Source organism: Xenorhabdus doucetiae, assembly GCF_000968195.1.
Lineage (GTDB): Bacteria > Pseudomonadota > Gammaproteobacteria > Enterobacterales > Enterobacteriaceae > Xenorhabdus > Xenorhabdus doucetiae.
Window position 1 is genome coordinate 3,340,915 of record NZ_FO704550.1, and the last position, 26,806, is coordinate 3,367,720.

At 45.9% G+C, this 26,806-nt stretch carries 24 protein-coding genes and 1 pseudogene; 6 read left to right on the top strand and 19 right to left on the bottom strand.

The window, feature by feature from the left end; genetic code table 11:
• The first annotated feature begins 18 nt into the window (after window positions 1-18).
• From galK to XDD1_RS14535, 3 genes and pseudogenes are all read left to right on the top strand, one after another.
• Complete coding sequence (galK, locus tag XDD1_RS14530; protein WP_045972280.1) at window positions 19-1,173, top strand: galactokinase; 1,155 nt, start codon at window positions 19-21, stop codon at window positions 1,171-1,173.
• A gap of 511 nt (window positions 1,174-1,684) precedes the next feature.
• Entirely contained in the window at window positions 1,685-1,810 is a 126-nt protein-coding gene (locus XDD1_RS20255) for a hypothetical protein (protein WP_269450522.1), read from the top strand.
• A 32-nt stretch (window positions 1,811-1,842) separates the two neighbouring features.
• Window positions 1,843-2,881: pseudogene (locus XDD1_RS14535) on the top strand (IS630 family transposase).
• Here XDD1_RS14535 and XDD1_RS14540 read toward each other — a convergent pair.
• From XDD1_RS14540 to XDD1_RS14550, 3 genes are all read right to left on the bottom strand, one after another.
• Window positions 2,873-3,520: a hypothetical protein gene (locus XDD1_RS14540; RefSeq protein ID WP_052705727.1), complete on the bottom strand. Its 648-nt coding sequence runs from the start codon at window positions 3,518-3,520 to the stop codon at window positions 2,873-2,875. The pseudogene XDD1_RS14535 and the gene XDD1_RS14540 sit on opposite strands and share 9 nt — an antisense overlap.
• A 129-nt stretch (window positions 3,521-3,649) precedes the next feature.
• Window positions 3,650-4,459, bottom strand: a complete 810-nt coding sequence (gene map / locus XDD1_RS14545) for a type I methionyl aminopeptidase (RefSeq protein WP_045972281.1) — start codon at window positions 4,457-4,459, stop codon at window positions 3,650-3,652.
• A 68-nt stretch (window positions 4,460-4,527) separates the two neighbouring features.
• Complete coding sequence (locus XDD1_RS14550) at window positions 4,528-5,556, bottom strand: Fic family protein (protein WP_045973666.1); 1,029 nt, start codon at window positions 5,554-5,556, stop codon at window positions 4,528-4,530.
• A gap of 278 nt (window positions 5,557-5,834) precedes the next feature.
• On the opposite strand from XDD1_RS14550, the gene XDD1_RS14555 reads away from it, so the two are divergent.
• A complete protein-coding gene (locus tag XDD1_RS14555) occupies window positions 5,835-6,452 on the top strand; it encodes a Fic/DOC family protein (protein ID WP_045972283.1) in 618 nt (205 codons plus the stop codon).
• Here XDD1_RS14555 and XDD1_RS19685 read toward each other — a convergent pair.
• Window positions 6,449-6,619, bottom strand: coding sequence for a hypothetical protein (locus tag XDD1_RS19685; RefSeq protein ID WP_167541636.1), 171 nt, complete (start codon window positions 6,617-6,619; stop codon window positions 6,449-6,451). The two genes, XDD1_RS14555 and XDD1_RS19685, sit on opposite strands and share 4 nt — an antisense overlap.
• Before the next feature lie 448 nt (window positions 6,620-7,067).
• Between XDD1_RS19685 and mutS the strand changes: the two genes are divergently transcribed.
• Both mutS and miaE read left to right on the top strand, forming a co-directional pair.
• The gene (mutS, locus tag XDD1_RS14560; RefSeq protein ID WP_045973668.1) at window positions 7,068-9,629 is read left to right on the top strand and encodes a DNA mismatch repair protein MutS; all 2,562 of its coding nucleotides are present in this window, start codon (window positions 7,068-7,070) and stop codon (window positions 9,627-9,629) included.
• Between the two features lie 17 nt (window positions 9,630-9,646).
• A complete protein-coding gene (gene miaE, locus XDD1_RS14565) occupies window positions 9,647-10,441 on the top strand; it encodes a tRNA isopentenyl-2-thiomethyl-A-37 hydroxylase MiaE (RefSeq protein WP_231854521.1) in 795 nt (264 codons plus the stop codon).
• Window positions 10,442-10,821: 380 nt separating this feature from the next.
• Here the strand turns inward: miaE and rpoS are convergent, their stop codons facing one another.
• The 15 genes from rpoS to cysJ all read right to left on the bottom strand — a co-directional run bounded on the left by rpoS (window position 10,822) and on the right by cysJ (window position 26,545).
• Complete coding sequence (gene rpoS / locus XDD1_RS14570) at window positions 10,822-11,817, bottom strand: RNA polymerase sigma factor RpoS (protein WP_045972288.1); 996 nt, start codon at window positions 11,815-11,817, stop codon at window positions 10,822-10,824.
• Between the two features lie 52 nt (window positions 11,818-11,869).
• Window positions 11,870-12,940, bottom strand: a complete 1,071-nt coding sequence (gene nlpD / locus XDD1_RS14575) for a murein hydrolase activator NlpD (protein ID WP_045972290.1) — start codon at window positions 12,938-12,940, stop codon at window positions 11,870-11,872.
• A 152-nt stretch (window positions 12,941-13,092) separates the two neighbouring features.
• Complete coding sequence (locus tag XDD1_RS14580; RefSeq protein ID WP_045972291.1) at window positions 13,093-13,719, bottom strand: protein-L-isoaspartate(D-aspartate) O-methyltransferase; 627 nt, start codon at window positions 13,717-13,719, stop codon at window positions 13,093-13,095.
• A complete protein-coding gene (gene surE / locus XDD1_RS14585; RefSeq protein WP_045972293.1) occupies window positions 13,713-14,477 on the bottom strand; it encodes a 5'/3'-nucleotidase SurE in 765 nt (254 codons plus the stop codon). Before surE ends, XDD1_RS14580 begins: the two co-directional genes overlap by 7 nt.
• A 190-nt stretch (window positions 14,478-14,667) precedes the next feature.
• On the bottom strand, window positions 14,668-15,717 hold the full coding sequence (truD, locus tag XDD1_RS14590) for a tRNA pseudouridine(13) synthase TruD (RefSeq protein WP_045972295.1): 1,050 nt from the start codon (window positions 15,715-15,717) through the stop codon (window positions 14,668-14,670).
• A 48-nt stretch (window positions 15,718-15,765) separates the two neighbouring features.
• Complete coding sequence (ispF, locus tag XDD1_RS14595; protein WP_045972297.1) at window positions 15,766-16,236, bottom strand: 2-C-methyl-D-erythritol 2,4-cyclodiphosphate synthase; 471 nt, start codon at window positions 16,234-16,236, stop codon at window positions 15,766-15,768.
• The gene (gene ispD / locus XDD1_RS14600) at window positions 16,233-17,033 is read right to left on the bottom strand and encodes a 2-C-methyl-D-erythritol 4-phosphate cytidylyltransferase (protein WP_045972299.1); all 801 of its coding nucleotides are present in this window, start codon (window positions 17,031-17,033) and stop codon (window positions 16,233-16,235) included. Before ispD ends, ispF begins: the two co-directional genes overlap by 4 nt.
• Window positions 17,034-17,065: 32 nt before the next feature.
• Complete coding sequence (gene ftsB / locus XDD1_RS14605; RefSeq protein ID WP_045972301.1) at window positions 17,066-17,359, bottom strand: cell division protein FtsB; 294 nt, start codon at window positions 17,357-17,359, stop codon at window positions 17,066-17,068.
• A 245-nt stretch (window positions 17,360-17,604) separates the two neighbouring features.
• Window positions 17,605-18,204, bottom strand: a complete 600-nt coding sequence (gene cysC, locus XDD1_RS14610; protein WP_045972303.1) for an adenylyl-sulfate kinase — start codon at window positions 18,202-18,204, stop codon at window positions 17,605-17,607.
• Entirely contained in the window at window positions 18,205-19,647 is a 1,443-nt protein-coding gene (gene cysN, locus XDD1_RS14615) for a sulfate adenylyltransferase subunit CysN (RefSeq protein ID WP_045972305.1), read from the bottom strand.
• Between the two features lie 11 nt (window positions 19,648-19,658).
• Window positions 19,659-20,567, bottom strand: a complete 909-nt coding sequence (cysD, locus tag XDD1_RS14620; RefSeq protein ID WP_045972307.1) for a sulfate adenylyltransferase subunit CysD — start codon at window positions 20,565-20,567, stop codon at window positions 19,659-19,661.
• A gap of 10 nt (window positions 20,568-20,577) precedes the next feature.
• Complete coding sequence (gene cysG, locus XDD1_RS14625; RefSeq protein ID WP_045972309.1) at window positions 20,578-21,969, bottom strand: siroheme synthase CysG; 1,392 nt, start codon at window positions 21,967-21,969, stop codon at window positions 20,578-20,580.
• Between the two features lie 255 nt (window positions 21,970-22,224).
• Complete coding sequence (locus XDD1_RS14630; RefSeq protein WP_045972311.1) at window positions 22,225-22,974, bottom strand: phosphoadenylyl-sulfate reductase; 750 nt, start codon at window positions 22,972-22,974, stop codon at window positions 22,225-22,227.
• Window positions 22,971-24,737, bottom strand: coding sequence for an assimilatory sulfite reductase (NADPH) hemoprotein subunit (gene cysI, locus XDD1_RS14635; RefSeq protein WP_408068276.1), 1,767 nt, complete (start codon window positions 24,735-24,737; stop codon window positions 22,971-22,973). Before cysI ends, XDD1_RS14630 begins: the two co-directional genes overlap by 4 nt.
• A 2-nt stretch (window positions 24,738-24,739) precedes the next feature.
• Window positions 24,740-26,545 carry an NADPH-dependent assimilatory sulfite reductase flavoprotein subunit gene (gene cysJ, locus XDD1_RS14640; RefSeq protein WP_045972313.1) on the bottom strand — a complete coding sequence of 602 codons (1,806 nt, stop codon included), beginning with the start codon at window positions 26,543-26,545 and terminating at the stop codon, window positions 24,740-24,742.
• Between the last annotated feature and the right edge of the window lie 261 nt (window positions 26,546-26,806).

The following is a 26,806-nucleotide window of genomic DNA, read 5'->3' on the forward strand; positions in this document are numbered from 1 at the left end:
AGGGGGAGGAAAATAGAGATGCAAACTTTAATCCAAAACGTGACGGACGCTTTTCATGCGTGCTTTAACTCTTCGCCAACGCACTTTTTTCAGGCACCGGGGCGGGTGAATCTGATCGGTGAACATACGGATTATAACGCGGGTTTTGTTCTGCCTTGTGCTATTAATTTCCACACCGTACTTGCGGCGGCTAAACGCGAAGATACGTGTATCAGGGTCATCGCGGTTGATTATCATCAGGTGGATGAGTTTGACCTCTGCCAGCCGATTGTTTTTCAGCCAGAGAAAATGTGGGCGAATTATATCCGTGGTGTGGTGAAGTGTCTGGCAGAGCGTGGTTATGCCTTCGGGGGAATGGATCTTGCTGTGAGCGGCAATATTCCCCAAGGTGCGGGTTTGAGTTCATCGGCAGCGTTGGAAGTCGTGATTGGGCAGGCGATTAACGCGTTGTATCAGCTCGATATTAGCCCAAAAACCATTGCCCTGAATGGGCAGCAGGCAGAAAACCAATTTGTCGGTTGCCATTCCGGCATCATGGATCAGTTAATCTCTGCTTATGGCGAGGAAAATCACGCTTTACTGATCAATTGCCTGACGTTGGAAACCCAATCTGTCCCTATGCCCGATGAGGCGGTCGTGATGATCATCAATTCCAATAAACAGCGTGGCTTGGTGGACAGCGAATACAATACGCGCGGGCAGCAATGCGAAGAAGCTGCCCGTTTATTAGGCGTAAAGGCATTGTGTGATATCTCTTTCGAACAGTTCAGAGCCAAACAAACGTTGCTCAATACATTGCTCACCAAACGGGTTCGCCATGTGATCAGTGAAAATAGGCGTACCCAATGGGCGGCTGAGGCGTTGAGGGCGGGTGACTTATTCCGCCTTGGCCAACTTATGGCCGAATCTCATCGTTCCATGCGTGATGATTTTGAAATCACGGTCAGTGAAATCGATGTGCTGGTGGCGATGGTCAAAAATGTGATAGGTGATCGCGGCGGTGTTCGTATGACAGGAGGCGGTTTTGGCGGTTGTGTGGTGGCATTGGTTCCTCCTGATTTGGTGAAAAATGTAGAAAGGGCGATTGAGCAACAATACGCAGCGAAAACCGGTTTGAGGGCGGATATCTATCTTTGTCAGGCAACAAAAGGTGCCGGCCAACTGGAATATTAAAACTTGTAACTAATTGAAATACCTTACCTTCACGAATAAAAGGAGTATGTTCATGAGCCTTAATCTGCAGAAAGCACTCCTGCAACTAGCAGACTGTAGGAGAAAAAGGTTGGGATGGGATTGCATTATTACGGATAAATACAGATAGAAAATAAAGAGTTACAAAAAGGATGGTTTATTTTTATAAACCATCCTGAGATTATTATGACACTGTATATAATCTTGTGTAACTGTTTGTTTTATTATGTTTGATTCAAATTAAACAAATAATTCTTATTGAAAAAATCCATAAACAATAAATAACAATGAGATAAAAAATGAAATCCTCTAAATCATAAATAAAAATATATAATTCACAATTACGAACAAAAAATAAATTTGTTTAGATTAGGTTTATTATTACTCTTGAGAAAATATGCCAAATTACTACCTGAAAGAGTATTGGTTTTAAAAATACATTCTTTTAAAGAAATATAAATTTATTAATATTAATTATATAAAAGGGAAAATTATGAAATTAAAATATCTTAGCTCAGGAATAATTATAGCTGCTTCAGCACTAATATTAATTCCAGAAATATCAATGGCAAATGTAGCCGAAATATCATATATACCAATCGCCATTGAAGATGCTTGATTTCTTATCCAAACCCGATCATGCTTGCAATCATGAAAATTCATCTGACACCAGAACAAAAACGTGCCCTCGAATTGATGCATGATACCACTCGTGATAGTCGAGTCTGTGATCGCATCAAGGCCGTGCTTTTGGCGTCAGAGGGCTGGACAGCTCAGATGATTGCTCAGGCCTTACGTATTCATGAAACTACGGTAAGCCGTCACCTAAAAGATTTCATCGCGCAGGAAAAACTCACCCCCGAAAATGGCGGTTCTGAAAGCCATCTCTCTGCCAAACAAACCGCCGATCTGGTTGATTATTTGACGGCAAATTTGCTGCATACGACCGCTCAAATTGTGGATTATGTACGAGCTCGTTGGCAGGTGTCTTTCAGAGTGGGAGGCATGACGAAATGGCTTCACCGACAAGGTTTCAGCTACAAAAAGCCAGAAGGGCGTCCCTCATAAATTCGATGCGGATAAGCAGCAACAATTTATTGATGACTACCAGTCTCTGAAAGACCGGGCAGGTCAGAATGAACCTATCCTATTTATTGATGCGGTGCATCCTTCGCAGTCCACAAAGCTCAGCTATGGTTGGATGAAAGCGGGGAAAAATCAGGTAAAAGTGGTCGAAACCACCGGCAGTCGTACCCGTCTCAATCTTCTGGGCGCCCTCAATTTACAACGAATTGAAGACACCGTGATCCGTGAATACCCGAGTATCAATGCCGAAAATATCGCGTATTTTTTCGGCGCTATTAGAGAAACTTACCCACTTTCGCAAAAAATTCATATTATTCTGGATGGGGCGGGTTACCACCGGGCAGAATTGGTGAAAGAGGTGGCATATGTCCTTAATATTGAACTGCATTACCTACCGCCTTACAGCCCAAACCTCAATCCAATAGAGCGATTGTGGAAGTATATGAATGAGCAAGTACGTAACAATGTTTATTTTCCGGATGCGAAGACATTCCGTGAAACCCTTCGTCACTTTTTTCATGTCACTTTGCCAGAAAAAGCGAAAGAACTCACGACTAGACTGACTGACAACTTTCAGATTTTAAAACCTGCATCTTCAAGTTAGATTGGTATAGGTGTCATACTTTTCTTCTTTCACCACCGGTTGCCAGTCATCCCGATATTTGATGATCTGGGCAAATCGGTTATTTTCTGACATGACTTTTTGGTAGCTCTGATACACATCACTGAAAAAGCGAATTTCCGGTAAACTGGTATCCACAAGTGCTGAACTATCTTCAAAACCCGATTTTATATACCCTTTAGCCGGTGACCAGAAAGTAGAAATGAAAAACAGGCTAAACAGCCACTTTTTACTTTTGCTTGATAAAGTAATATTTAGCTTAAGCGCAAATATCATCAGAACCAAAATGGCAATGGCGGTTAAATATGTGGAAACCGAAAGCCCGCTAATATATTCCGCTGTTTCATTGCTGTTTGTATAGATTAATGATCCAACTGCATTGACATCTGGATAACCATAATTGAGGCCAATTGGGGTATAGAGCATTCCGACCAAGGAAAGAAAAACAAGCAAAAAGAGATAGATTCGTTTACTGGTTGCAGCTAAAAATAAAAAGAATGCAAAAGCACTGAAAACGTATATTAATTTTAACTGATAACCCAAACACTTATGTATCAGAAAAATAAGAAAAAAGAGAACGATAAAACAAGAGAGGTTCCTGTTTTTATAAAGCCAAGACATAATCACCCTATCATTTCACATAGCCGTAGCTGAACTTTTATTTAGTCAATTCATTCAATTTGAACAAAACCCAACACTGTACAACACAGTATTGGGACGCTATCACGCAACAGAACAATAAATTATGGATTACCGATTAATTGACTGGTAACGTTCAAAAGATTCGCGTTCTTCATCCCGTAGAGTCAACACCTTAAAACCATCATGGGTGACCAAGATGGTATGCTCAAACTGAGCCGATAAGCGACGATCTTTGGTCGTGACTGTCCAGCCATCTTTATGCAGCTTAATGTCCTTTTTGCCTTGGTTGATCATCGGCTCAATCGTGAAAGTCATGCCTTCTTCCAAGATGATACCTTCTCCCGCCTTGCCGTAATGCAGAACTTGGGGTTCCTCATGCATACTGCGACCAATGCCGTGGCCGCAATATTCACGCACCACGGTATAATTATTCGCTTCGGCATGCTGCTGTATCGTATGACCAATATCCCCCAGCGTGATGCCCGGCCTGACTATCTTAATGGCCTGATATAAGCATTCTTGAGTTACATTAACCAAGCGCTCGGCATGGGACGGCACTTCCCCGACACAAAATGTAATGCTGCTGTCGCCGTAATATTCCTCTTTTTTGACGGTGACATCCACATTAACGATATCCCCATTTTTCAGCTTCTTTTCGGAAGGCCAGCCATGACACACAACGTGATTGACGGAAGTATTCACCGTATAAGGAAAACCATACTGCCCCAAGCTGCCCGGTGTCGCATCAAGGGTGTTGATAATGTAATCATGGCAAAATGAATCAATTTCGAGGGTCGTGACACCGGGCACAATCATCGAACGAACCGCTTCAAGCACCTGACCAGTCAAGCGCCCCGCTATTTCCATCTTCTCGATTTCGCTCCTGTCTTTTATCAGTATTCCATTGTTTCTTGACATATTATTTTTCTCTTGATTCAAGTTATGTAGGTAACTTCTTCATCATACACGGGTTAGACAAAAGATCGTTATTGACTCACCCGCCAATAACCGCCTTTCTTCGCCCCGACACGCATCAAACGCCCCATATCCTGCAATAGCTTAATATTTCGCTCTATTGTGCGCCGACTTACCCCCAATTCATCAGCCAATTGAGTGATGGTGATAGCAGGACGAGCAGCAATAACAGATAAGATTTTCTGCGCCGTGGCATTCAAAGATTGTGGATTTTCTACCGACATTTGTACCGACATTTCTACCGACATTTCTACCGGCGTTGTGGCAGGATTTGGTTTTGGAAGACTCAGGCTTTCTTTAAGTGCTTCAGCTAATTTTTCCAGCATAAAATCGATAAACAGCGTACAGTTGCTAGTACGGTCACACTCCCTAAGTACCTGATAATAATGTTGCTGTTGATGATGGATTAACGTTTCTACCGGCAGCCACGCTAATTCAGTACGCCATTCACTCAAAATCAATGTTTGCCATAAACGACCCATGCGGCCATTACCATCGGTAAATGGGTGAATAAATTCAAACTCATAATGGAAAATTGAACTGGCGATTAATGGGTGAATATCAGTTTGTTTTAACCAAGTCAGCAAATCATCCATTAATCGCAATACTTGATTAGCCGGTGGCGCCATATGAATTAACTGGTTTTCCCGATAAATTCCCACATCTCCCTGACGTAATTGCCCCGGATGATCAACCAATCCAGTCATCAACAATCGATGCGCAGCCAGTAAATCCGTTAAGCGGGAGCTATGCCAATGTGGTAATTTTTCATAGGCTAATATGGCATTACGCACTTCCTGAATATCCCTTGCCGGAGCCAGCACACGTTTCCCCTCAATAATGGCCGTGACTTGTTCCGTAGACAGACTATTATGCTCAATCGCCAATGACGCCTGTATGGTACGAATGCGATTTTCTTTACGTAATAAAGGTGAAGAAATCGCCGCTTGCATTGACCAACGCCCCAATAGTTCACCGATTTCCACCACGCGATTAAGTATGTTTGGGGTAATAGTGTAAGGAGGTTGGTAAGTTGCCACGATAATGTCTTCTTCTTCTGTCAATTATTAATATTTATCCAATATACTCAATAAATTTTTCCCGTCATTTATTTTAATTCGAGCCGCTTCGCAATTCTGCTGAATGATGAAAAGATCTGATACATTCCTGCGAGTAATCTTGCTAACCTACCGCGCAAATCTTCCTCATTGCATCTACAGATGAACTGATTTTACGAACATGGTTGCTATGCCCATCCAGTGTTATAATTTCCCTGTTTTTCCAAAGCATCTTTCCTCCATCGACACAGGGCGTTCCCATGAACCGATACCATGTATCCAGTAGTGAAGGCCAGTATGAGAAAAACTCTGGCGAGCAAGTCCTGGCTAACAAATTGGGAATTACTGATTCTGATGAGATGGATGAAGCTGAACTTGTACTGTTAGAGCAGCTCTATCGATTTATTTTTGAAGAACAGTTTCCTATGGGGACACTCACCGTAGCCATATTGAAAAGTTGGCATCGTCGCTGGTTAGGTAACATCTACGAGTGGGCTGGACAAGAAAGAACGGTAAATATCAGCAAGGGCAACTTTATGTTTGCTCCCTCAGCACAAGTACCAAAACTACTGAACGAATTCGACGCTAAGTATCTTGCCCGTTATACGCCGTGTACCAACATAGACGAAAAACAACTCATCGCAGCTATCGCCATAACTCATGTGGAGTTGATACTCATCCATCCATTCAGAGAGGGAAACGGGCGCTTGTCGCGGCTTTTAGCCGATGTAATGGCTGTTCAGGGAGGATATAAACCGCTGGACTATCAAAGCTGGGAGCAAAACAAAACTGAATATATTTCAGCTATCCACGCAGGTATGTCAATGGACTACGACCCAATGAGGCACTGGGTCAGTAAAGCATTGAGAAGTGATTAGACCGCAAGACGGAGATGGGCGAATTTCTTGCGCACAACCTCAAGCGAAGCCTCAATCTTGGCTGAAGGCTTGCCGGTCTCAACCGCTGTTGACGTCGCTACAGAACGAGCAATGTCCGCGCGAGAAGGCTTAGCATAACTCATCTGCTTTTTTATATTGCTGCTCATCACGGCCTCTCAATGGTCAAATCGAAAATAAGGAAATACCTCACAACACAATAAGTATACCAAGGTTTGTCTGCAACATCACATAATCACAGGTGTATGTACAGAAAAGGCTAATACCTTATCCAAATAGCCAATATCCATACTGGCACGAATCCGTTATCTCCCGTCATTTATTTAATTCGAACCACTTCGCAATTCTGCTGAATGATGAAAAAATCTGATGCATTCCTGCGAGGAATCCTGCTAACCTACCGCGCAAATCTTCCTAATTGCATCTACAGATGAATCACACAGATTATCAATGATAAGATAGCGTTTTCGCCCAGGATGAGGTCTATTAGCGTTCCATCCTTAGCTGATTATATTTAGGTTTTGTCATTTAGATGGGTTGACTTAGGTCGATGGCCCAACTGAGTCAACAGGAATAATACAATTGAATCAAGTCAATATGAAAGAATCTCCAGCAAAGGATATCGATAGCCATACTCCCATGATGCAGCAGTATCTGCGCCTGAAAGCACAGCACCCGGATATTCTGCTGCTTTACCGGATGGGGGATTTTTACGAGTTGTTCTATGACGATGCCAAAAAGGCGGCGAAGTTACTGGATATCTCCCTCACCAAACGTGGGCAATCGGCAGGTCAGCCTATCCCTATGGCGGGCGTTCCTTATCACGCGATTGAAAACTATCTGGCAAAACTGGTACAACTCGGTGAATCCGCGGCAATCTGTGAACAAGTTGGTGATCCTGCCACCAGTAAAGGCCCGGTTGAACGCAAAGTTGTCCGTATTGTCACCCCCGGTACGGTCACTGATGAAGCCTTGCTACAGGAGCGTCAGGATAATTTGCTGGCGGCTATCTGGCATGATAGCCAGGGTTTTGGTTACGCGACGCTGGATATCACTTCTGGCCGTTTCCGGGTTGCCGAGATGCCCGACGAAGAGACTATTGCCGCAGAACTGCAACGCACTCGTCCCGCGGAATTGCTCTATCCTGAAACCTTTGGGCCGATGGCGCTGATTGAACGTTGTCATGGCCTGCGCAGACGCTCCATGTGGGAGTTTGAGCTGGATACAGCAAGACAGCAACTGAATTTGCAATTTGGCACCCGTGACTTGATTGGCTTCGGCGTGGAAAAGGCGACGCTCGCCCTGCGTGCAGCCGGCTGTTTGCTGCAATATGTCAAAGATACTCAGCGCACTGCCCTGCCCCATATCCGCAGCCTGACGATGGAGCGTCAGCAGGAAACAGTCATTATGGATGCCGCCACCCGCCGTAATCTGGAGCTGACGCAAAATTTATCCGGTGGCACTGAGAATACGCTGGCTTCAGTCCTCGATCAATGTGTGACGCCAATGGGCAGCCGCATGCTGAAACGCTGGCTGCATACGCCAATCCGCAATAAAGCGGTGCTGGAAAATCGTCATCAAGCCATTTCCGCATTACAGGAAATCGGCTATGAATTGCAGCCGTTTTTGCGGCAGGTCGGTGACTTAGAGCGTGTACTCGCCCGTCTTGCGCTTCGCTCTGCCCGTCCCCGTGATTTGGCCAGAATGCGCCATGCTTTCCAGCAATTGCCCGATATTCATCAGATCCTGATATCCTCCGAGTTCCCCTATATTCAGGCACTACAGCAGCGTGTGGGGAATTTTGATGAATTGCAGACCTTACTGGAGAGAGCCATTGTCGAAACACCGCCTGTTCTGGTGCGTGACGGCGGCGTGATTGCCACGGGTTATAATGCGGAGCTGGATGAGTGGCGGGCACTGGCCGATGGTGCCAGTGATTATCTGGATAAACTGGAGATACGCGAACGCGAAAAACTCGGTATTGATACCCTGAAAGTGGGCTTTAATGCGGTACATGGTTACTATATCCAAGTGAGTCGTGGACAGAGCCATTTAGTCCCTATCCATTATGTTCGTCGTCAAACGCTGAAAAATGCCGAACGCTATATCATTCCTGAATTAAAGGAATATGAAGACAAGGTACTCACCTCCAAAGGCAAAGCACTTGCCATCGAAAAAGCGCTGTACGAAGAGTTATTCGATCTGTTGCTGCCTCATCTGGCCGATTTGCAAACCAGTGCCGAAGCGTTGTCAGAGCTGGATGTCCTGGCAAACCTCGCCGAACGTGCTGAAACGCTGAATTACACCTGCCCGACCCTGACGGATAAAGTCGGTATCCAGATCACCGGTGGCCGGCATCCGGTTGTCGAGCAAGTATTAAGCGAACCGTTTATTTCTAACCCATTGACGCTTTCTTCACAACGCCGCTTGCTGATTATTACCGGCCCGAATATGGGAGGAAAAAGTACCTATATGCGTCAAACAGCGTTGATTACGCTGATGGCCTATATCGGCAGTTTTGTTCCGGCCGAAAAAGCGGTTATTGGCCCTGTCGATCGCATCTTTACCCGTGTCGGGGCCTCTGATGATCTGGCCTCCGGGCGCTCTACCTTTATGGTGGAAATGACCGAAACCGCCAACATCCTGCATAACGCGACAGAACACAGTTTGGTTTTGATGGATGAGATCGGCCGTGGTACATCGACTTATGACGGCTTATCCCTTGCCTGGGCTTGTGCTGAAAATTTAGCTAACCGCATCAAGGCGATGACGCTGTTTGCGACTCACTATTTCGAGCTGACAACACTGCCTGAAAAACTGGAAGGCGTCGTCAATATCCATCTTGATGCGGTCGAGCATGGCGATACCATTGCTTTCATGCACACGGTACAGGAAGGTGCAGCAAGCAAGAGTTATGGGCTTGCCGTGGCTTCGCTGGCGGGTGTCCCGCGCGATGTGATTAAACGCGCCCGCCAAAAATTGAAAGAGTTGGAATCGCTCTCCAATCATGCGACAGCCGGCTATGTTGATACACCACAATTAACGCTGCTGACAGAAGAAACGTCTCCGGCCGTTGAAGCATTGGAAAACCTCAATCCAGATACCTTGACACCCCGTCAGGCATTGGAATGGATTTATCGGCTGAAAGATATGGTTTAACAATGGCTGGAATAACCATGATTGGAACAGCAACGACTGGAACAACAATGAAGTTTGATACCAATCTGTTAGCGCCCATTTATCAATTTTTGCAGTGCGAAACACCCGACCAGTGGGTAGAAAAAGCTCGCCAACCCGCGAGCTTGCCGATTTTGTTGCGCGATCACCTGCTATGTGAATTGAAAGCGGCACAAAGTGCCATGTTCTTAATTCGTAAATATGCCGTTGATCCTGAGAGTGCGGATACTCTGCTGGCTTGGTTTCAACCCTATGAAGATTTTGCCTATAAAAAAATAGGCGATATCCATTCATTGAAAGGCAAAAATCAGGCTACCAAGCAGATTACCGCCCGGCCGAAATCACCTTATAGTCAGGATCTTATCGATAAGATGGTGCTATTGATTAAGGAAGAGCTGCATCATTTTTATCAGGTATTGGAAATCATGGAGGCCAAAGGAATAAGCTATGACAATATCAGCGCCAGCCGCTATGCTAAATCCCTGTTCCAACATATCACCCACCATGAACCTTATACGTTGGTCGATAAGTTGATTATTGGTGCCTATATTGAAGCGCGTTCATGTGAACGTTTCGCAAAATTGGCTCCCCATTTGGATGAAGGTCTGGGTAAATTTTATATTTCCCTGCTGCGTTCAGAAGCTCGCCATTATCAAGATTATTTGGCACTGGCTCAGTCAATATCTAAAGAAGATATTACAGCAAGGGTGAATTATTTCGGTCAGGTTGAAGCAGAGCTTATTCAAACGCCCGATCGTGATTTTAAATTTCATAGTGGTATTCCCATTATCTAAAATGGATAAATTAAATATACTCGTTGTACTACAAAATGCATTTATTATCTCCCCGCGCCGTGGGGAGATAATAAACTGTTTTCGTTTTGTGAGCGGCAACTTGAAATTTATAGGGTATAAATAAGTGAATAAATAAAAGGTGGGCTTATTTAGCCCACCTTAGGATTACTATCTATATACCTTTATCTTTCAATTGTCACTTTGGAAATGACTTCTACATTTTCCAATCACCGAGTTATCTAGCTGTCTAGTTATCTCTGTTCTGGAAATGTATTTATTTTCCACCACGCTGCAATTTGAAATTTCTTAGGTATAAATTTTCTATGTATAAATTTCTTTTGTATAAGTTGCTTTTTTATAAGCTGTTTTTGTATAAACAACTAAGTGCGGAATAATGATTCCATATTCAAGCCTTGGGTATGCAATATATCTTTAAGACGTCGCAATCCCTCAACTTGGATCTGACGAACTCTCTCCCTTGTTAAGCCGATTTCTCGTCCAACATCTTCTAATGTTTCTGCTTCGTATCCAAGCAAACCGAAACGACGAGCCAAAACTTCGCGCTGTTTTGCGTTCAGTTCAAACAACCATTTCACGATACTCTGTTTCATATCATCATCTTGAATGGTGGTTTCCGGCCCTGTGTCATTTTCATCAGATAAAATATCCAATAAGGCTTTATCTGAATCGCCACTAATTGGTGTATCGACAGAAGTAATGCGTTCGTTAAGCCGCATCATACGACTTACGTCTTCAACAGGTTTATCCAGTTTTTCCGCAATTTCTTCGATACTGGGTTCATGATCCAATGTATGTGCCAGTTCTCTTGCAGTACGTAAATAGACATTTAATTCCTTGACGATGTGAATAGGCAGACGAATTGTGCGAGTTTGATTCATGATGGCACGTTCAATAGTTTGACGGATCCACCATGTCGCATAAGTAGAAAAACGAAAACCTTTTTCTGGATCAAATTTTTCCACTGCACGAATCAGCCCGAGATTACCTTCTTCAATCAAATCTAACAGTGCCAATCCACGATTGCTATATCGGCGGGATATTTTGACAACCAATCGCAAATTACTTTCAATCATACGTTGGCGTGCAGCAACATCTCCTCGCAGTGCTCGTCTGGCAAAAAGAACCTCTTCCTCTGCTGTCAGCAGAGGTGAGAAACCAATCTCTCCAAGATAAAGTTGTGTTGCATCGAGCACCCGTTGGTTGACTCCTTGCAACAAATCCAAATCTTCATCAAGACCAGTTAATTCATCCTCATCTTTCAGCAACGCTTCATCAAAGTCATCAGCTTCCATGCTATTTTCGTCTAAATCCGCATCATCATACAACTTATTAACTTTAAGCGTACTTTGGCTCATCAGCTGCTCCTACCCATGATAATGCGGGCAGGATTTCAGATCCTGCCCCGGTTTATCGCTGCGGAAGATAACGCAGCGGGTTTACGGATTTTCCCTTATAGCGAATTTCAAAATGCAATCTTACTGAACTTGTCCCGGTGCTACCCATAGTGGCAATTTTTTGCCCCGCTTGAACATCCTGCTGCTCACGAACTAACATTGTGTCGTTGTGGGCATAAGCACTTAGGTAGTCATCGTTATGTTTTATTATTATTAAGTTGCCGTATCCGCGTAATGCATTTCCGGCATAAACTACTTTTCCACTAGCTGTTGCAAATACAGGTTGGCCACGGCTTCCCGCAATATCAATACCTCTATTTCCTCCTTTAGAATCAGAGAAGCCCTCGAGAATTTTTCCTTCTGCCGGCCACCTCCAACTATTAATAGTATCAATACCATTAATAGCGCTATTTATTCCCGTATCCGTTGCTGTAGATACTTTTGTAGAGGCATCGTCGCTACCAGAAATAGTTTCTTTTGGCAACATTTTTCCTGACCTTGGTCTATCAATAGTTGCAGGATACGCATTAATTTTTTGAAAATCAACCTGCTTAATTTTAGATTGAGTGCTATTTGATGCTATTAATACACTATTTTTGGAGGTTGTATTACCTATTCTCAGGATCTGGCCAACATTTAAGCTATAAGGCTCTGAAATGTTATTTCTGAGAGCCAGATCACGGAAGTCAGCACCGGTAATCCAGGCGATGTAAAACAAGGTATCACCATGTTTAACCGTGTAAGTACTCCCGTTGTAGCTTCCTTTGGGGATATTCTCGTAGTTACGACTATAGACAATCCTCCCTTGAGACGAGCTGCCATTAGCAGCATCATTCACTGGCAGACGGCTTTTAGCAGCATGATTATCTGATATGCGATTTGTTGAAATTGAAGAAGGAGAAGATGGCATTGGTGTCGAAATTGATGACGGTCTGGAGAATAATCCTCCATTTTTCTCTTTATTATCGATATTCACTATTGGGGCTGGACGATTTGGTGTATTGCTACAACCTACCAGCATGGCTCCCATAACAGTGCTAGCGATTATCCACTTTATTTTTTTCACTGGGTTTCCTAGATTCATACTTTATTCCCCCATAAAGGCAAATATAAGTGCAAATAACGATGATTTATAAAGAAATTTAGAATCACTAAAGACTTAAAGCGAAACATTTTGCTTAATTTCAGAAAAAATAACAGCCAATTTGAATATTTCCTGTCAAATAAATTAGCTGATTATGCTAGCTCGCCTTGAATTAGGGGTACAAAACGGACAGATTCGATAATGTCGCCATGAAAATCATTCCCATAACGATGTAACACTTTCAGTAATTGAGTACGCTCACCGACGGGCAAAACCATCACACCGCCATCGGCAAGCTGATGAAGTAGCGCCTGCGGAATTTCGGGTGGTGCGGCGGTAACAATGATGGCGTCAAAAGGCCCTTTTGATAGCCATCCATTCCAGCCATCACCGTGGCGGGTTGAAATATTGTGCAGGTCGAGTTGTTTTAATCGGCGTTTAGCCTGCCACTGTAATCCCTTAATCCGCTCTACGGAAAAAACGTGTTTGGCTAAATGGGCAAGTATTGCTGTTTGATAACCTGAGCCTGTCCCAATTTCCAATACATTGGATTCAGGGGTTAAATTCAGTAACTCTGTCATGCGGGCAACAATATAAGGTTGGGATATGGTTTGCCCATGACCAATGGGCAGCGCGGTATTTTCATACGCCTTATGTGCAAGGGCTTCGTCTACAAAACATTCCCGAGGTACTCTGCCAATAATCTCCAATAGGTGCTCATTGTGAATCCCTTGCTGACGCAATTGCGCCAGCAAATTTTTCATCGACCGGTTTAACATTCCCCAATATCCCCGACTTTTGCCAACCAATCATTTATCAGTTCTTGAGCTTTGTAAGCCGTTAAGTCCACCTGCAAGGGGGTAATGGAGACAAATCCCTCTTCCACCGCAGCAAAATCCGTTTCAGGCCCAAAATCACTTTTTTCTCCCGGAGGGCCTATCCAATAAAGCATATTGCCTTTGGGATCTTCCAGGGCATAGACGTGTTCAGCCGCACTGCGGCTACCACAACGCGTCACCCGAAACCCTTTGATTTGTTCAATGGGAATATCAGGAACGTTAATATTCAGAATATTGCCCGCCCTCAATGGAGATTTTTGCAGCAAAGCTAATAAACGCACTGTCACTTCTGCCGCTGTGTCGTAATATTTGTCGCCATTGAGTGAGACTGCCAGTGCGGGTAATCCTAAGTGACGCCCTTCCATTGCAGCCGCAACCGTGCCAGAGTAAATGACGTCATCACCGAGGTTGGGGCCACAGTTGATGCCTGAAACAACAATATCAGGACGAGGACGGACCAGATTATTCACGCCCAAATAGACACAATCCGTCGGTGTCCCTTCCTGAACCGCAATATCACCATTGTTCAACGTATTGATGCGCAAAGGGCGATCCAGCGTTAAGGCATTTGACGCACCACTACGGTTACGGTCAGGTGCAACGACCTGAACATGATAGTGTTTCCGCAATGTAGCCGCTAAGGTTTGAATACCCGGCGCGGTGACACCATCATCGTTACTCAGCAATATCCGCAGCATTGATATATCTCTTTGATTTTATTAAGAATGACAGAGGTTAATATAATAACTTACCCTGTGTTGTTCTGTTTGTCTGGTATAACCTATGATTGGACAATATTAAGGCTATCAGAAAATGGTTTGATCTTAGCATGACGCTGACAGTTTTGTGGAGCGCTTTGCATTCAGGCCATATAACTAGCCAGAACCATTATTCTGCAATATCCGTCGCCTTATTTTGATCCTGATTGATAAGTTCTCTGACCACACTGGTTGCAAAGCTACCGGATGGCAGAGAGAAATGAAGGGTGATGGTTTGGTCATCTTGCCATTCCCAACGCAGATTAAGCGGTTTCACCAATATTGCCCGACGGGCGCTCTCCACGCGTTCACGTTTGACCAATGCCCAAAGCGATTCGTAATCCAATAAACACTGCTGCTCGAAATTCAGAGCCTGATGCTGCGTGCCCAACGCTTTGTCTCCCGGTAAAGGCGCGGTGATTTGTAACTCGCCATCCATGACTCGCTGCTGCAACACCGACAATTCAGATTCATCCGCCACAAACCAGCTACCACGCCCGGTTAATTGTAACGCATCACCTTTTTTTACCTGCTGATGTTCACCCTGTGCGATACGTCGGCTGGCAATGGCATTAAACATAGCGCTACGGCAAGCAGAAAGGTAAAAACTGCGGCGGCTGCGTTCTTTGACATGAATTTCATTGGCCGCCCAGCGTTGTGCCTGAACGATATTTTGCCCATCCCGTCCGAAACGCTGTTCACCAAAGTAATTGGGGATGCCGGTTTGCGCGATCTGCTGTAAGCGTTTTTCCACCGATTGCCGGTCAGAGATTTCCCTTAATACCAGCGTGAAATCATTGCCCTTCAATGCACCAATCCGTAGTTTGCGTTTCTGGCGGGACGTTGCCAGTACTTCACAACCTTCAAGTTGAAATGCCGCTAAGTCCGGATCTTGTTTTCCCGGCAAATGCAGGCAAAACCACTGTTCCGTCACGGCATTACGATCTTTCAATCCCGCATAGCTGACAGAGCGCGCCGCTATTTTGGCAAAACGGGCAAGATGATCCGCGACAAATTGGGTGTTACATCCCGTTTTACGGATATGTACCATTAAGTGTTCACCTTCTCCATCCGGAGAAAATCCCAAGTCTTCGCGAACAATAAAATCTTCTGGTGTGGCTTTAACAACGCCGGTCGCTTCCGGTTGACCATAAAACCAATGTAATTCACTCAATGCCATGCTTATTTCTTTACCCAATTCTTTTACAATCAATTCTTTTATAAACAGTTATTTTACTAATAACGCAACCGCTTCGCAGGCAATACCTTCTTTGCGGCCAACAAACCCCAGTTTTTCAGTTGTTGTCGCCTTAACGTTAATATCATCGATATGACATTCAAGATCTTCTGCCAGATTAACCCGCATTTGGGGAATATGCGGCAACATTTTCGGTGCCTGCGCAATAATGGTGATATCCAGATTCCCGATCCGATAGCCCTTCGCACGGATACGGCGGTAGGCTTCTTTCAGCAATTCCCGACTATTTGCGCCCTTAAAAGCCGGATCAGTATCGGGAAATAATTTACCAATATCGCCCAGTGCCGCAGCGCCCAACAGGGCATCTGTGGCCGCGTGCAAGGCGACATCGCCGTCTGAATGGGCAATCAATCCTTGTTCATAAGGAATACGGACACCACCAATGACCAATGGCCCTTCCCCGCCAAATTTATGCACATCAAAACCGTGTCCAATTCTCATACGATAGGTTCCTTAACTTTTCGGGATAAGTAAAATTCAGCCAGTGCCAAATCTTCAGGTTGCGTCACTTTGATATTGTCCGCTCGTCCATTGACCAGTACGGGATGATAGCCACAATACTCAAGCGCCGAAGATTCATCGGTAATGCAGGCTTGCTCGGCAAGTGCTTTGATCAAGCAATCACGCAATAGCGGCAAAGGGAATAACTGTGGGGTTAACGCATGCCAAAGCCCGTTGCGATCAACGGTATGCGCAATCAATGGGGGGTTTGTGGCTGATCCTGCCTCTGCCGGCGATACCATGCGTTTCATGGTATCCCTCACTGGTGAGGCCAGAAGCCCACCGCAGATGTCAGGAGAGGCGGCATGGTGATCAATAATCCGCAGCAGACTGTCGAGATCGTTCCGATGCAGGCAAGGACGGGCGGCATCATGCACTAAGACCCAAGTTGTTCTGTCTGTCGGTAAACTCGCCAAATAATCTAATCCAGCCAGTACCGAATCAGCGCGCTCTGTCCCCCCAATGACGGTCGTAATTCTGGGATCAGACGCGATGGGTAATTGCCCAAATTGGGTATCAGCGGGATTCAGCGCAAGAATAATGCGTTGTATACGAGGATGTTCAAACAGTGCCGCCAAGGTATGTTCAAGAACCGTTTTTCCGGCAACGTTGAGATACTGTTTTGGACACTCTGATTGCATCCGGCTGCCGATACCCGCAGCAGGGATCAAGGCAATGATTTCAGCATGATCGGCAAGAGAAACATCAGCAGAGGAATGAAGTCGTGAATTATTCATCTCGATTATTATTTACTGTTCTGATTTAAGGATTATTGCGCATTCTGTTTTGAGGTATCAGGCACCAGACGATAGAAAGATTCGCCGGGTTTAATCATGCCCAATTCACTGCGAGCACGATCTTCAATCGCTTCCTGACCCGCTTTAAGATCCCTGATTTCAGCAAATAGCTGATCGTTACGCGCTTTCATTTTTAGGTTATCGACCTCTTGTTTATCAACTTCGGCCTTAACCCGCACATAATCGTGAATGCCATTTTTGCCGAGCCACAGCGAATACTGTAACCAACCTAGCAAAACCAGTAATAGTAGCGTTAGTTTGCCCATCTCCCCCCCTGAAAACCCGCTAATCATCCCACAACTAACAGCATGACGCCACTGACTCTCACAAAATCATCCGCAAAACCATTTACATAGCCATTTATCAGGTCGGTCAAAAACATGATGGCGAAATAGGGCTGCACGACGGAATAAAAATGTGCTGAATAAAATGAGTGTAGAAACACATTATTCCACTAACAATAATAATGTGTTTCATGATGATTTGTTGGGTTCGGTCGTTGATTTGAGAGTTAAGTTGGCAAGATAGCGTCGTTTTTCAGGGCAAAAAGCAACTTTTCAATCGAAGATTCTATCGGCTGTGAACCATCCAAATAAACTTCCGGCTGTTCAGGCGCTTCATAGGCCGCATCAATTCCCGTGAAATGGTGCAATTCTCCCGCTCGTGCTTTTTTATAGAGTCCCTTGGGATCACGGGCTTCACATACCTCCAGTGGCGTATCAACATACACTTCAATAAAGCGCCCTTCTCCCATTAATTCGCGGATTTTTTGCCGTTCTGTTTGATGGGGAGAAATAAATGCCGTCAGTACAACCAACCCCGCATCCACCATCAATTTTGCGACTTCTCCGACCCGCCGGATATTTTCCTGCCGATCGGTGTCAGAAAAACCCAAATCACTGCATAAGCCATGACGGACGTTATCCCCATCCAGTAAGTAGGTTTTGATTCCCTGTGCAAACAGTGCCTGTTCCAATGCTCCCGCAAGGGTGGATTTTCCTGAGCCGGATAACCCTGTGAACCAAATCACCAAGGCAGGATGCCCATTGGCCTTTTCCCGCTGCGCCCTGTCCAAGGCATGTGAATGCCAGACGATATTGTTCTGAGCCACTTATTTTCCTCCCAAGAGATCACGAACTCCCCAATGCGGAAAATGACGGCGAACTAATCGGTTAAATTCCAGTTCAAATTCACTGTATTCTTTCGGCTCTTCGTAAACATCAGCCTGAATTTCATGCACCAATCCCGCGCCTACCGTCACATTGGTCAGGCGATCGATCAGGATAATGCCCCCGGTATCGGCATGTTGTGCATAACTGTCGAGCAATAAAGGTTCATCAAATGAAAATTCCATCCGGCCAATCGCATTCAGCGGTAACTCAACCGCGACTTTCTGGGTCAGATGGTTAATATCCACCTGATATTGAATATTATCGACTTTTCCCCGGCTTTTTTTGCCCGCGACCTTGATATCCAAACTTTGCCCCTGAATCAGCGGCTGCTCTGACATCCAGACGACATCCACCACCGCGTGGCGAGTAACCTTCATTTGATCTTCAACCGCAACCAATAAATCACCACGGCTGATATCTATTTCATCTTTTAATACGAGGGTAATCGCTTCTCCGGGCACGGCAAAGGTGAGATCGCCATTAAAAGTGACAATGCGCTCTACGGTAGAAACAGCACCAGATGGCATCACTTTTATTGGCTGGCCTGGCCGTAAAATCCCCGACGATAATGTGCCGCTGTAGCCACGAAAATCCAGATCAGGACGGTTCACATACTGTACGGGAAAACGCAGAGGCTGTTCTGTCGCTTTGGTTTTTACGTCTACGGACTCCAGAATGTCCAGTAAGGTTTCTCCCGTGTGCCACGCCATTTTTTCACTGCGGGTGACGATGTTATCCCCTTCCAATGCCGAGATGGGCACAAAATAGATGTTTAAATCAGCAGGCAATTGTGCGGCGAAATTCAAATAATCTTGTTTGATCTGTTCAAAGATAGCTTGTTGATATGCCATCAAATCCATTTTATTGACCGCCACCACCAAGTGACGAATACCCAGCAAGGTACTGATAAAACTGTGACGGCGCGTTTGTTCCTGAACGCCTTTGCGTGCATCGATTAATAAAATCGAGAGATCACTGGTTGAGGCACCGGTCGCCATATTGCGGGTATATTGTTCATGCCCCGGTGTGTCCGCAATGATGAATTTACGCTTTTCGGTGGAGAAATAGCGGTAAGCCACATCAATGGTGATGCCTTGTTCCCGTTCAGCCACCAGTCCATCAACCAATAAAGCCAGATCGAGCTTTTCGCCCTGAGTCCCGATTCGCTTGCTGTCGCTTTGCAAGGTGGCAAGTTGATCCGCATAAATTTGGCGGGTGTCATGCAGCAAACGGCCAATCAGTGTACTTTTACCATCATCTACGCTGCCGCAGGTCAAAAAGCGCAGCAATCCTTTTTCCTGTTGTGCCCGCAGATAGGCTTCAACGCCGCCTTGTTGTTTGATCTGGCTGGCAATGGTTTCATTATGTGCAAGTGCTGGCATAGCTGGACTCCTTAAAAATAACCCTGACGCTTTTTCAGCTCCATAGAACCGGACTGATCACTATCAATCAGCCGCCCTTGCCGTTCACTCGTGGTTGATATCAACATTTCTTCGATGATTTCCGGCAGCGTTTCTGCTTCTGATTCCACCGCTCCGGTCAGTGGCCAGCAGCCCAGTGTCCTGAAGCGTACTTTGCGCTGGCTAATCACTTCCCCGGCTTTCAGGTCGATTCGGTCATCGTCAACCATAATGAATGTTCCCTCACGCTGAACAACGGGGCGCGGTTTCGCCAAATAAAGGGGGACGATTTCGATCTGTTCCAGATAGATGTATTGCCAGATATCCAGCTCTGTCCAGTTGGATAAGGGGAAAACGCGGATACTTTCCCCTTTGTTAATCTGGCCGTTATAGTTGCGCCACAGTTCGGGACGTTGGTTTTTCGGGTCCCAACGGTGGGAACGGTCGCGGAATGAGTAAATGCGTTCTTTGGCGCGCGATTTCTCTTCATCACGCCGCGCTCCGCCGAAAGCGGCATCAAAGCCATATTTATCCAGCGCTTGCTTCAAGCCTTCTGTTTTCATGATGTCGGTGTGTTTTGCACTGCCATGAATAAAAGGATTAATTCCCAAAGCCTCTCCTTGGGGATTACGGTAAACCAGCAATTCAAAGCCATACTTTTCCGCGGTGCGATCACGAAAGTCATACATATCCTGAAATTTCCAGCCGGTATCCACGTGTAATAAAGGAAAAGGCAGTTTTCCCGGATAAAAGGCTTTACGGGCCAGATGCAGCATGACAGAGGAATCTTTGCCGATTGAATAGAGCATGACGGGGTTGGCAAATTCCGCCGCCACTTCCCGAATGATATGGATACTTTCAGCTTCAAGTTGCTGTAAGTGGGTCAGTCTTTTTTCGTCCATCGAGCACTCCTTATACTAAATCAATCACAGCAGGGCGATACCACGCTATCTGATGGTGGAGCTGAGCCACCTCTCCGATGACCAGCAAAGCGGGCGATGGAGCTTGTTGCGCCAATCGCTCCAATTCGGATAAGGTTCCGGTCAATACTTGCTGTTCCGGGCGAGTGCCACAACCAATCACGGCCACGGGCGTATTGCGATCCCGGCCATGTGAAATCAGTTTCTGGCTAATCAAGGCGGCTTTCACAATCCCCATATAAATGGCTAATGTTTGATTGCCCCGCGCCAGCGCAGGCCAATCCAGTTCAGCGCCGTTTTCACGGCAATGCCCGGTAATAAAAGTCACGCTTTGCGCGTGTTCTCGGTGGGTCAGTGGAATGCCGGCATAAGCGGAAGCGCCTATCGCCGCCGTAATGCCGGGCACGACCTGAAAAGGTATCCCTGCGGCGGCGGCGATTTGTAATTCCTCGCCACCCCGACCAAAAATAAAGGGATCGCCACCCTTCAGGCGAACGACCTTTTTCCCCTGATTGGCGAGCTTGATGATAAGTGCATGGATCTCTTCCTGCGCCACTGAGTGGTCACCCGCTCGTTTTCCAACGCAGATTTTGTCTGCATCACGGCGAACTAATTCCAGCACTTCTGCACTCACCAAATGGTCATAAAGGACGACATCAGCCTGCTGGATCACCTGCAAGCCTTTTAGAGTCAATAACCCCGGATCACCTGGCCCTGCCCCGACCAGCGCCAGTTCTCCCTGCGGATGGGGATCATTGTGAGCCAATTGCTGTTCCAGTTGCTCCTCGGCTTGCTGTAATTGCCCATTGGCGACCAGTGTGGCAAAACGCCCATTGAACGCTTTTTCCCAAAAATGACGCCGCTGACGCAGGGAGGTAAAACGCTGTTTCACCCGTTCACGCCAGCGCCCGGCGATACTTGCCATCTCGCCAAGGCTAAATGGCAGCAAAGATTCCAGCTTTTCTCGCAATAATCGGGTTAAAACCGGAGATTTTCCTGCCGATGAGATCGCCACGATAATCGGGGAGCGATCAATGATTGAGGGGAAAATGGCGGAACAGAGAGATTGATTATCCACGACATTGGTCAAGATAGCGCGCTGATTGGCTTCGGTAAAAATATGCTGATTGAGGTGGTGATCGTCCGTCGCGGCAATGACTAAAAATATGCCGTCAAGATATTCGGTGTTAAACGTTCCCTGTAACCACGTAAATTCCCCTTTTTGATGGCGTTGTTGCAATTCTGCATGCAGTTCAGGCGCAACAACCGTTAACGCGGCACCGGTACGAAGTAATAAGTCTGCTTTGCGAGAGGCGATTTCTCCGCCTCCCACCAGCAATACGGATCGGGCTTTAAGCTCAATAAATAAAGGTAAATAATCCACAATACTGTCCTGTACTATCCTGTGTCAGAGCCTATTTCATGATTTACCCTATGAATTTCAGGTTACGAAGGGTATAGCTCTTAATTATTATGATGACTAGAGGATGAATATATGAGGCTGTGATCAGGTTATGAAATGACAAAAAGTAATTATTTGTTCCTGAATTGCATAAGCACAAAAAAAGCAGCGCTTTCTTCTACAAGATGTTACAAGATGCGCTGCCTGATAAGCCTGGTTGTGATCTGTGATATTAATTTAACTTTCGTGCAAACCGCATTCACGTTTCAGACCAAAAAAACGGGTCTGTTCTTCACTCATACCCGGTTCCCATTTTTGCGTGGTATGAATATCTCCCACGGAAAGGTAACCCTGTTCCCATAATGGATGGTATTCAAGGCCATGCTTTGTCAGGTATTGATGTACCTGCCGATTGTCCCAATCGATAATGGGCAGGATTTTAAAAACGCCCCGTTGAATGGCCAGCACCGGTAAGTGAGTTCGGCTTTCTGATTGCTGACGACGCAAGCCCGCAAACCAACTTTGCGCTTGCAGTGTCTTTAATGCACGGTTCATCGGCTCAACTTTGTTGATTTGGTTATAACGCTCAATCCCTGCTATTCCCTGTTCCCATAATTTGCCATGACGTGATTCTTGCCAGGCCGGAGAGTGCTCTGCACGAAAAACCTTCAAGTTGAGGTTGAGCTTTTCCGTTAATTTATCGATAAATTGATAAGTTTCAGGAAATAAATATCCCGTATCGGTCAGCACCACGGGAATATCCGGATACTCCCGTGTCACAAGGTGCAAGCAAACCGCCGCCTGAATCCCAAAACTGGAGGAAAGCACAAATTCGCCGGAGAGATGTTCTAATGCCCATTTCACGCGCTCATGGGCATCCAGCGCTTCCAGTTGTTGATTGATTTCGGCCAATGACGCAATTTGTTGCTCTGGTGTCAGTGCTGTTAATTTCGGTAAATTCAGCTCCGATAAATTCAGTTGGCTCATACCGCCTCCTGCCAGTCGTAAAAGTCGACGGCTGAATTCAATACGGGCTTGATGATATCAGCGCGGATTAGAAAATCACCGAAACATTCATCGGCATGACGTTCCGCTGCCCAACGACCAATGAATTCATCCAGTATCTCAAGGATCTCGGCTGAGGTGATATTTTCCCTGTACATGCGGGGAATTCGATCACCAATGCGATTTCCGCCGAGGTGCAAGTTGTAACGATCAAGCGCTTTACCCACCAGCCCAATTTCTGCCAGCATCGCCCTGCCACAGCCATTGGGGCAACCCGTCACCCGCAGGATAATCTCTTCATCGCCAACGCCATGCTTTGCCATTAGCGCATCGACATGGTCAACAAAAGCCGGCAGGAAACGTTCTGCTTCGGCCATCGCAAGTGGGCAGGTCGGAAATGAAACACACGCCATCGCGTGGTGACGCAACGTCGTTACGCTCTCATCAATTAAACCATGAGCACGGGCAATCTCTTCAATCCGCGATTTTTCACTCTCCGGTATCCCTGCCACAATCAGGTTTTGGTTGGCTGTCAGGCGAAAATCGCCTTGATGGATTTTGGCAATTTCTGCGATCCCGGTTTTTAATGGCTTGTTGGGATAATCCAGCAAACGGCCATTTTCAATGAATAGGGTCAGGTGCCATTGATCATCAATGCCCTTTAACCAACCGATTTGGTCGCCCCGACCCGTGAATTCATACGGGCGAATGGGGGAAAATTTCACACCGGCACGTTTTTCAACTTCCTGTTTGAAAGTTTCGATACCCACCCGTTCAAGGGTATATTTGGTTTTCGCATTTTTACGATCCGTGCGATTACCCCAATCACGTTGGGTTGTCACTATCGCCTCCGCAATGGCCAGTGTGTGTTCCAGTGCAATAAAACCAAATTCGCTCGCCAGGCGTGGAAAGGTTTTTTTGTCGCCGTGGGTCATGGCTAATCCCCCACCCACCAACACGTTAAAGCCGATTAACTGATCATTTTCTGCCACGGCGACAAAGTTCATATCGTTGGCATGCAGATCCACATCATTCTGTGGCGGAATCACCACCGATGTTTTGAATTTACGGGGCAGATAGGTGGCGCCAAGAATCGGTTCTTCATCGGTGGTGGCGATTTTTTCTTTATCCAACCAGATTTCAGCATAGGCGTTGGTGCGGGGCAGCAGGTGCTCCGAGATCTTTTTCGCCCATTCATAGGCCTGTTGGTGCAAAGCCGATTGCACCGGATTGGAGGTACACAGCACATTGCGATTGACGTCGTTGGCGGTTGCCAGTGAATCCAATCCCATCTGTGCCAATAATTGGTGTGCCGGTTTGAGGTTATTTTTTAAGATCCCATGAAATTGGAAGGTCTGTCGGTTGGTTAATCGAATACTGCCATACAGCGTATTTTCTGTAGCAAACCGATCAATGCCCAGCCACTGGTTTGGGGTAATAATTCCACCCGGCAGGCGACAACGCAGCATCATGGCGTGGCGCGGTTCAAGTTTTTGTTCTGCGCGCTCTGCCCGAATATCGCGGTCATCTTGCTGATACATGCCGTGAAAGCGGATAAGAAGGAAATTATCGCCTTCAAATCCGCCTGTCAGCCCATTGTTTAAATCTTCGCTGATCGTTCCCCGCAGATAATTGCTGTCTGACTTCATGCGTTCACTGTCTGCCAGTTTGCCTTCAACGATCAAAGGATCTGATTTCTCTTTGCTCACATTGCTCACATTGCTCACATTGCTCACATTGCTCATAATTAGTAAACATCTCTCTGATAACGGCGCTCAAGGCGCAATTCACTCAAGAATTCATCAGCCTGTTCAGCATCCATGCCACCCTGTTGTGAAATGATGTCCAATAGGGCTTGTTCTACGTCTTTTGCCATGCGATTCGCATCGCCGCAAACATACAGATGGGCGCCATCCTGAATCCAGCGCCAGACTGCTTCTCCCTGTTCACGCAGTTTGTCCTGTACATAGACTTTATGCTGCTGATCCCTCGACCATGCCAGATCAATGCGGCTCAATAAGCCCTCTTTCACATAACACTGGAATTCAACCTGATAAAGAAAATCTTCCACAAAATGTGGGTTACCGAAAAACAGCCAATTTTTGCCTTCCGCCCCCTGACTGTCACGGTGTTGCAAAAAGGCCCTGAACGGCGCAATACCAGTGCCGGGACCAATCATGATGACTGGGGTATTAGGATCTGTGGGTAAACGGAAATTGTCGTTGGGTTCTAAGAACACGCGGATGTTGTCGTCTTCCTGCAAGCGATCGGCCAGATAACCTGACGCTCCGCCTGTACGGGCACGCCCTTCAATGTCATAGCGAACGACTCCCACGGTAATGTGGACTTCGTTTTCCACTTCAGATTGTGCAGAAGAGATGGAATAGAACCGCGGTGTCAGTGGACGCAATAAATCAATAAATTGTTGGGCTTCTGGATGGGAAGCCACCGCCCTGACCATATCAACAATTGGTGTTGTCTGGGCGTATTGCTGCAATGCGGGTTTGTTAGCCACCAGCGCCAACAGTTTTTCATCCTTCGCCAGTACAGCATATTTCTCAACAATCACGCCGGTATTTTGGGTTAACTCGACATGGCTGATTAGCGCTTCACGCAATGGAAATACCTTTCCATGCACATTCACCTGTTCTGAACCGTCCAACCAAAGCAGAGCCATTAGTTCATCCACTAAAGCCGGATCATTTTCAAACCAGACGCCAAGGGCATCTCCGGGCTGATAACGCGCGCCTGACTCGCCCAAATCAATTTCAATATGGCGGACATCTTTGTCAGATCCGCGCCCCGTTATTTTTTGGTTAGTCAACAGAGAACCCGTCAGCGGCGTTTCTTTGGTATAGATTTGTTTATCATGTGCCGGAGTGATCAGTGAAGTGGCTGGTTTTGCCTGTCCGGGTTTCGCCTGTACGAACAAACGCTGCTTCAAAATAGCCGTAATTTGCTGACGCCATTGATCCGCTTGTTCTTGGTATTCAACATCCGCATCAACACGATCCAGCAGACGCTGCGCCCCAAGCTCATGCAGACGACGGTCAAAATCTTTCCCTGCCTGACAGAAGTTTTCATACGACGTATCCCCAAGACCCAATACGGCATATACCGTCTCTTTCATTGACGGCGCTTTTTTGGAATGGAGATATTTATGGAGTGCGACGGCTTCTTCGGCAGGCTCACCTTCACCTTGTGTCGAAGCAATAATAATCAATACACGTTCTTGGGAAATTTGCTTAAATTTATAGTCACCCGCGTTAATCAAGTTTACATTGAGATCCTCAGCCAAGAGTGAATCTCTCAGTTGTTCTGCTAAACGACGGGCATTGCCTGTTTGTGATGCAGAAAGCAAAGTCACTGTTTCCTGAGCGGAAACGGCTGGTGTTTCGGTCTCTGTTTGTGGCTGGTGATTCACCATGCCCCAAAAATAGCCAGACAACCAAGCTAATTGCTGGGGAGAAAAATCGCTAATCGCAGATTGCAAGCGTGATAATTGTTCTGGAGAAACAGGTAGTAATGCGGTTGAAGGTGGTTTTGCGGTCATTGTCCCAGTGCCCTTTGCTATAGCCAGAATCCATGCTGTCATTGCATGTTGTCGTTATAAACGGTGTAGCTGTAAATGGTGTAGAAATCATAAACATGGATCAGGCGTCAGGTTATCTCAAAATAGGAGTGGTATTTAAAGAAAGGATCGCAATATATCATAACCAAAACGCCTAAATTTATTTACAGATTTAATATATCGATAAAGTCGTTAAGCATCGTGCTTTTTATCTCCAGAAAAATCACGTTAAGCGTGCAAAGT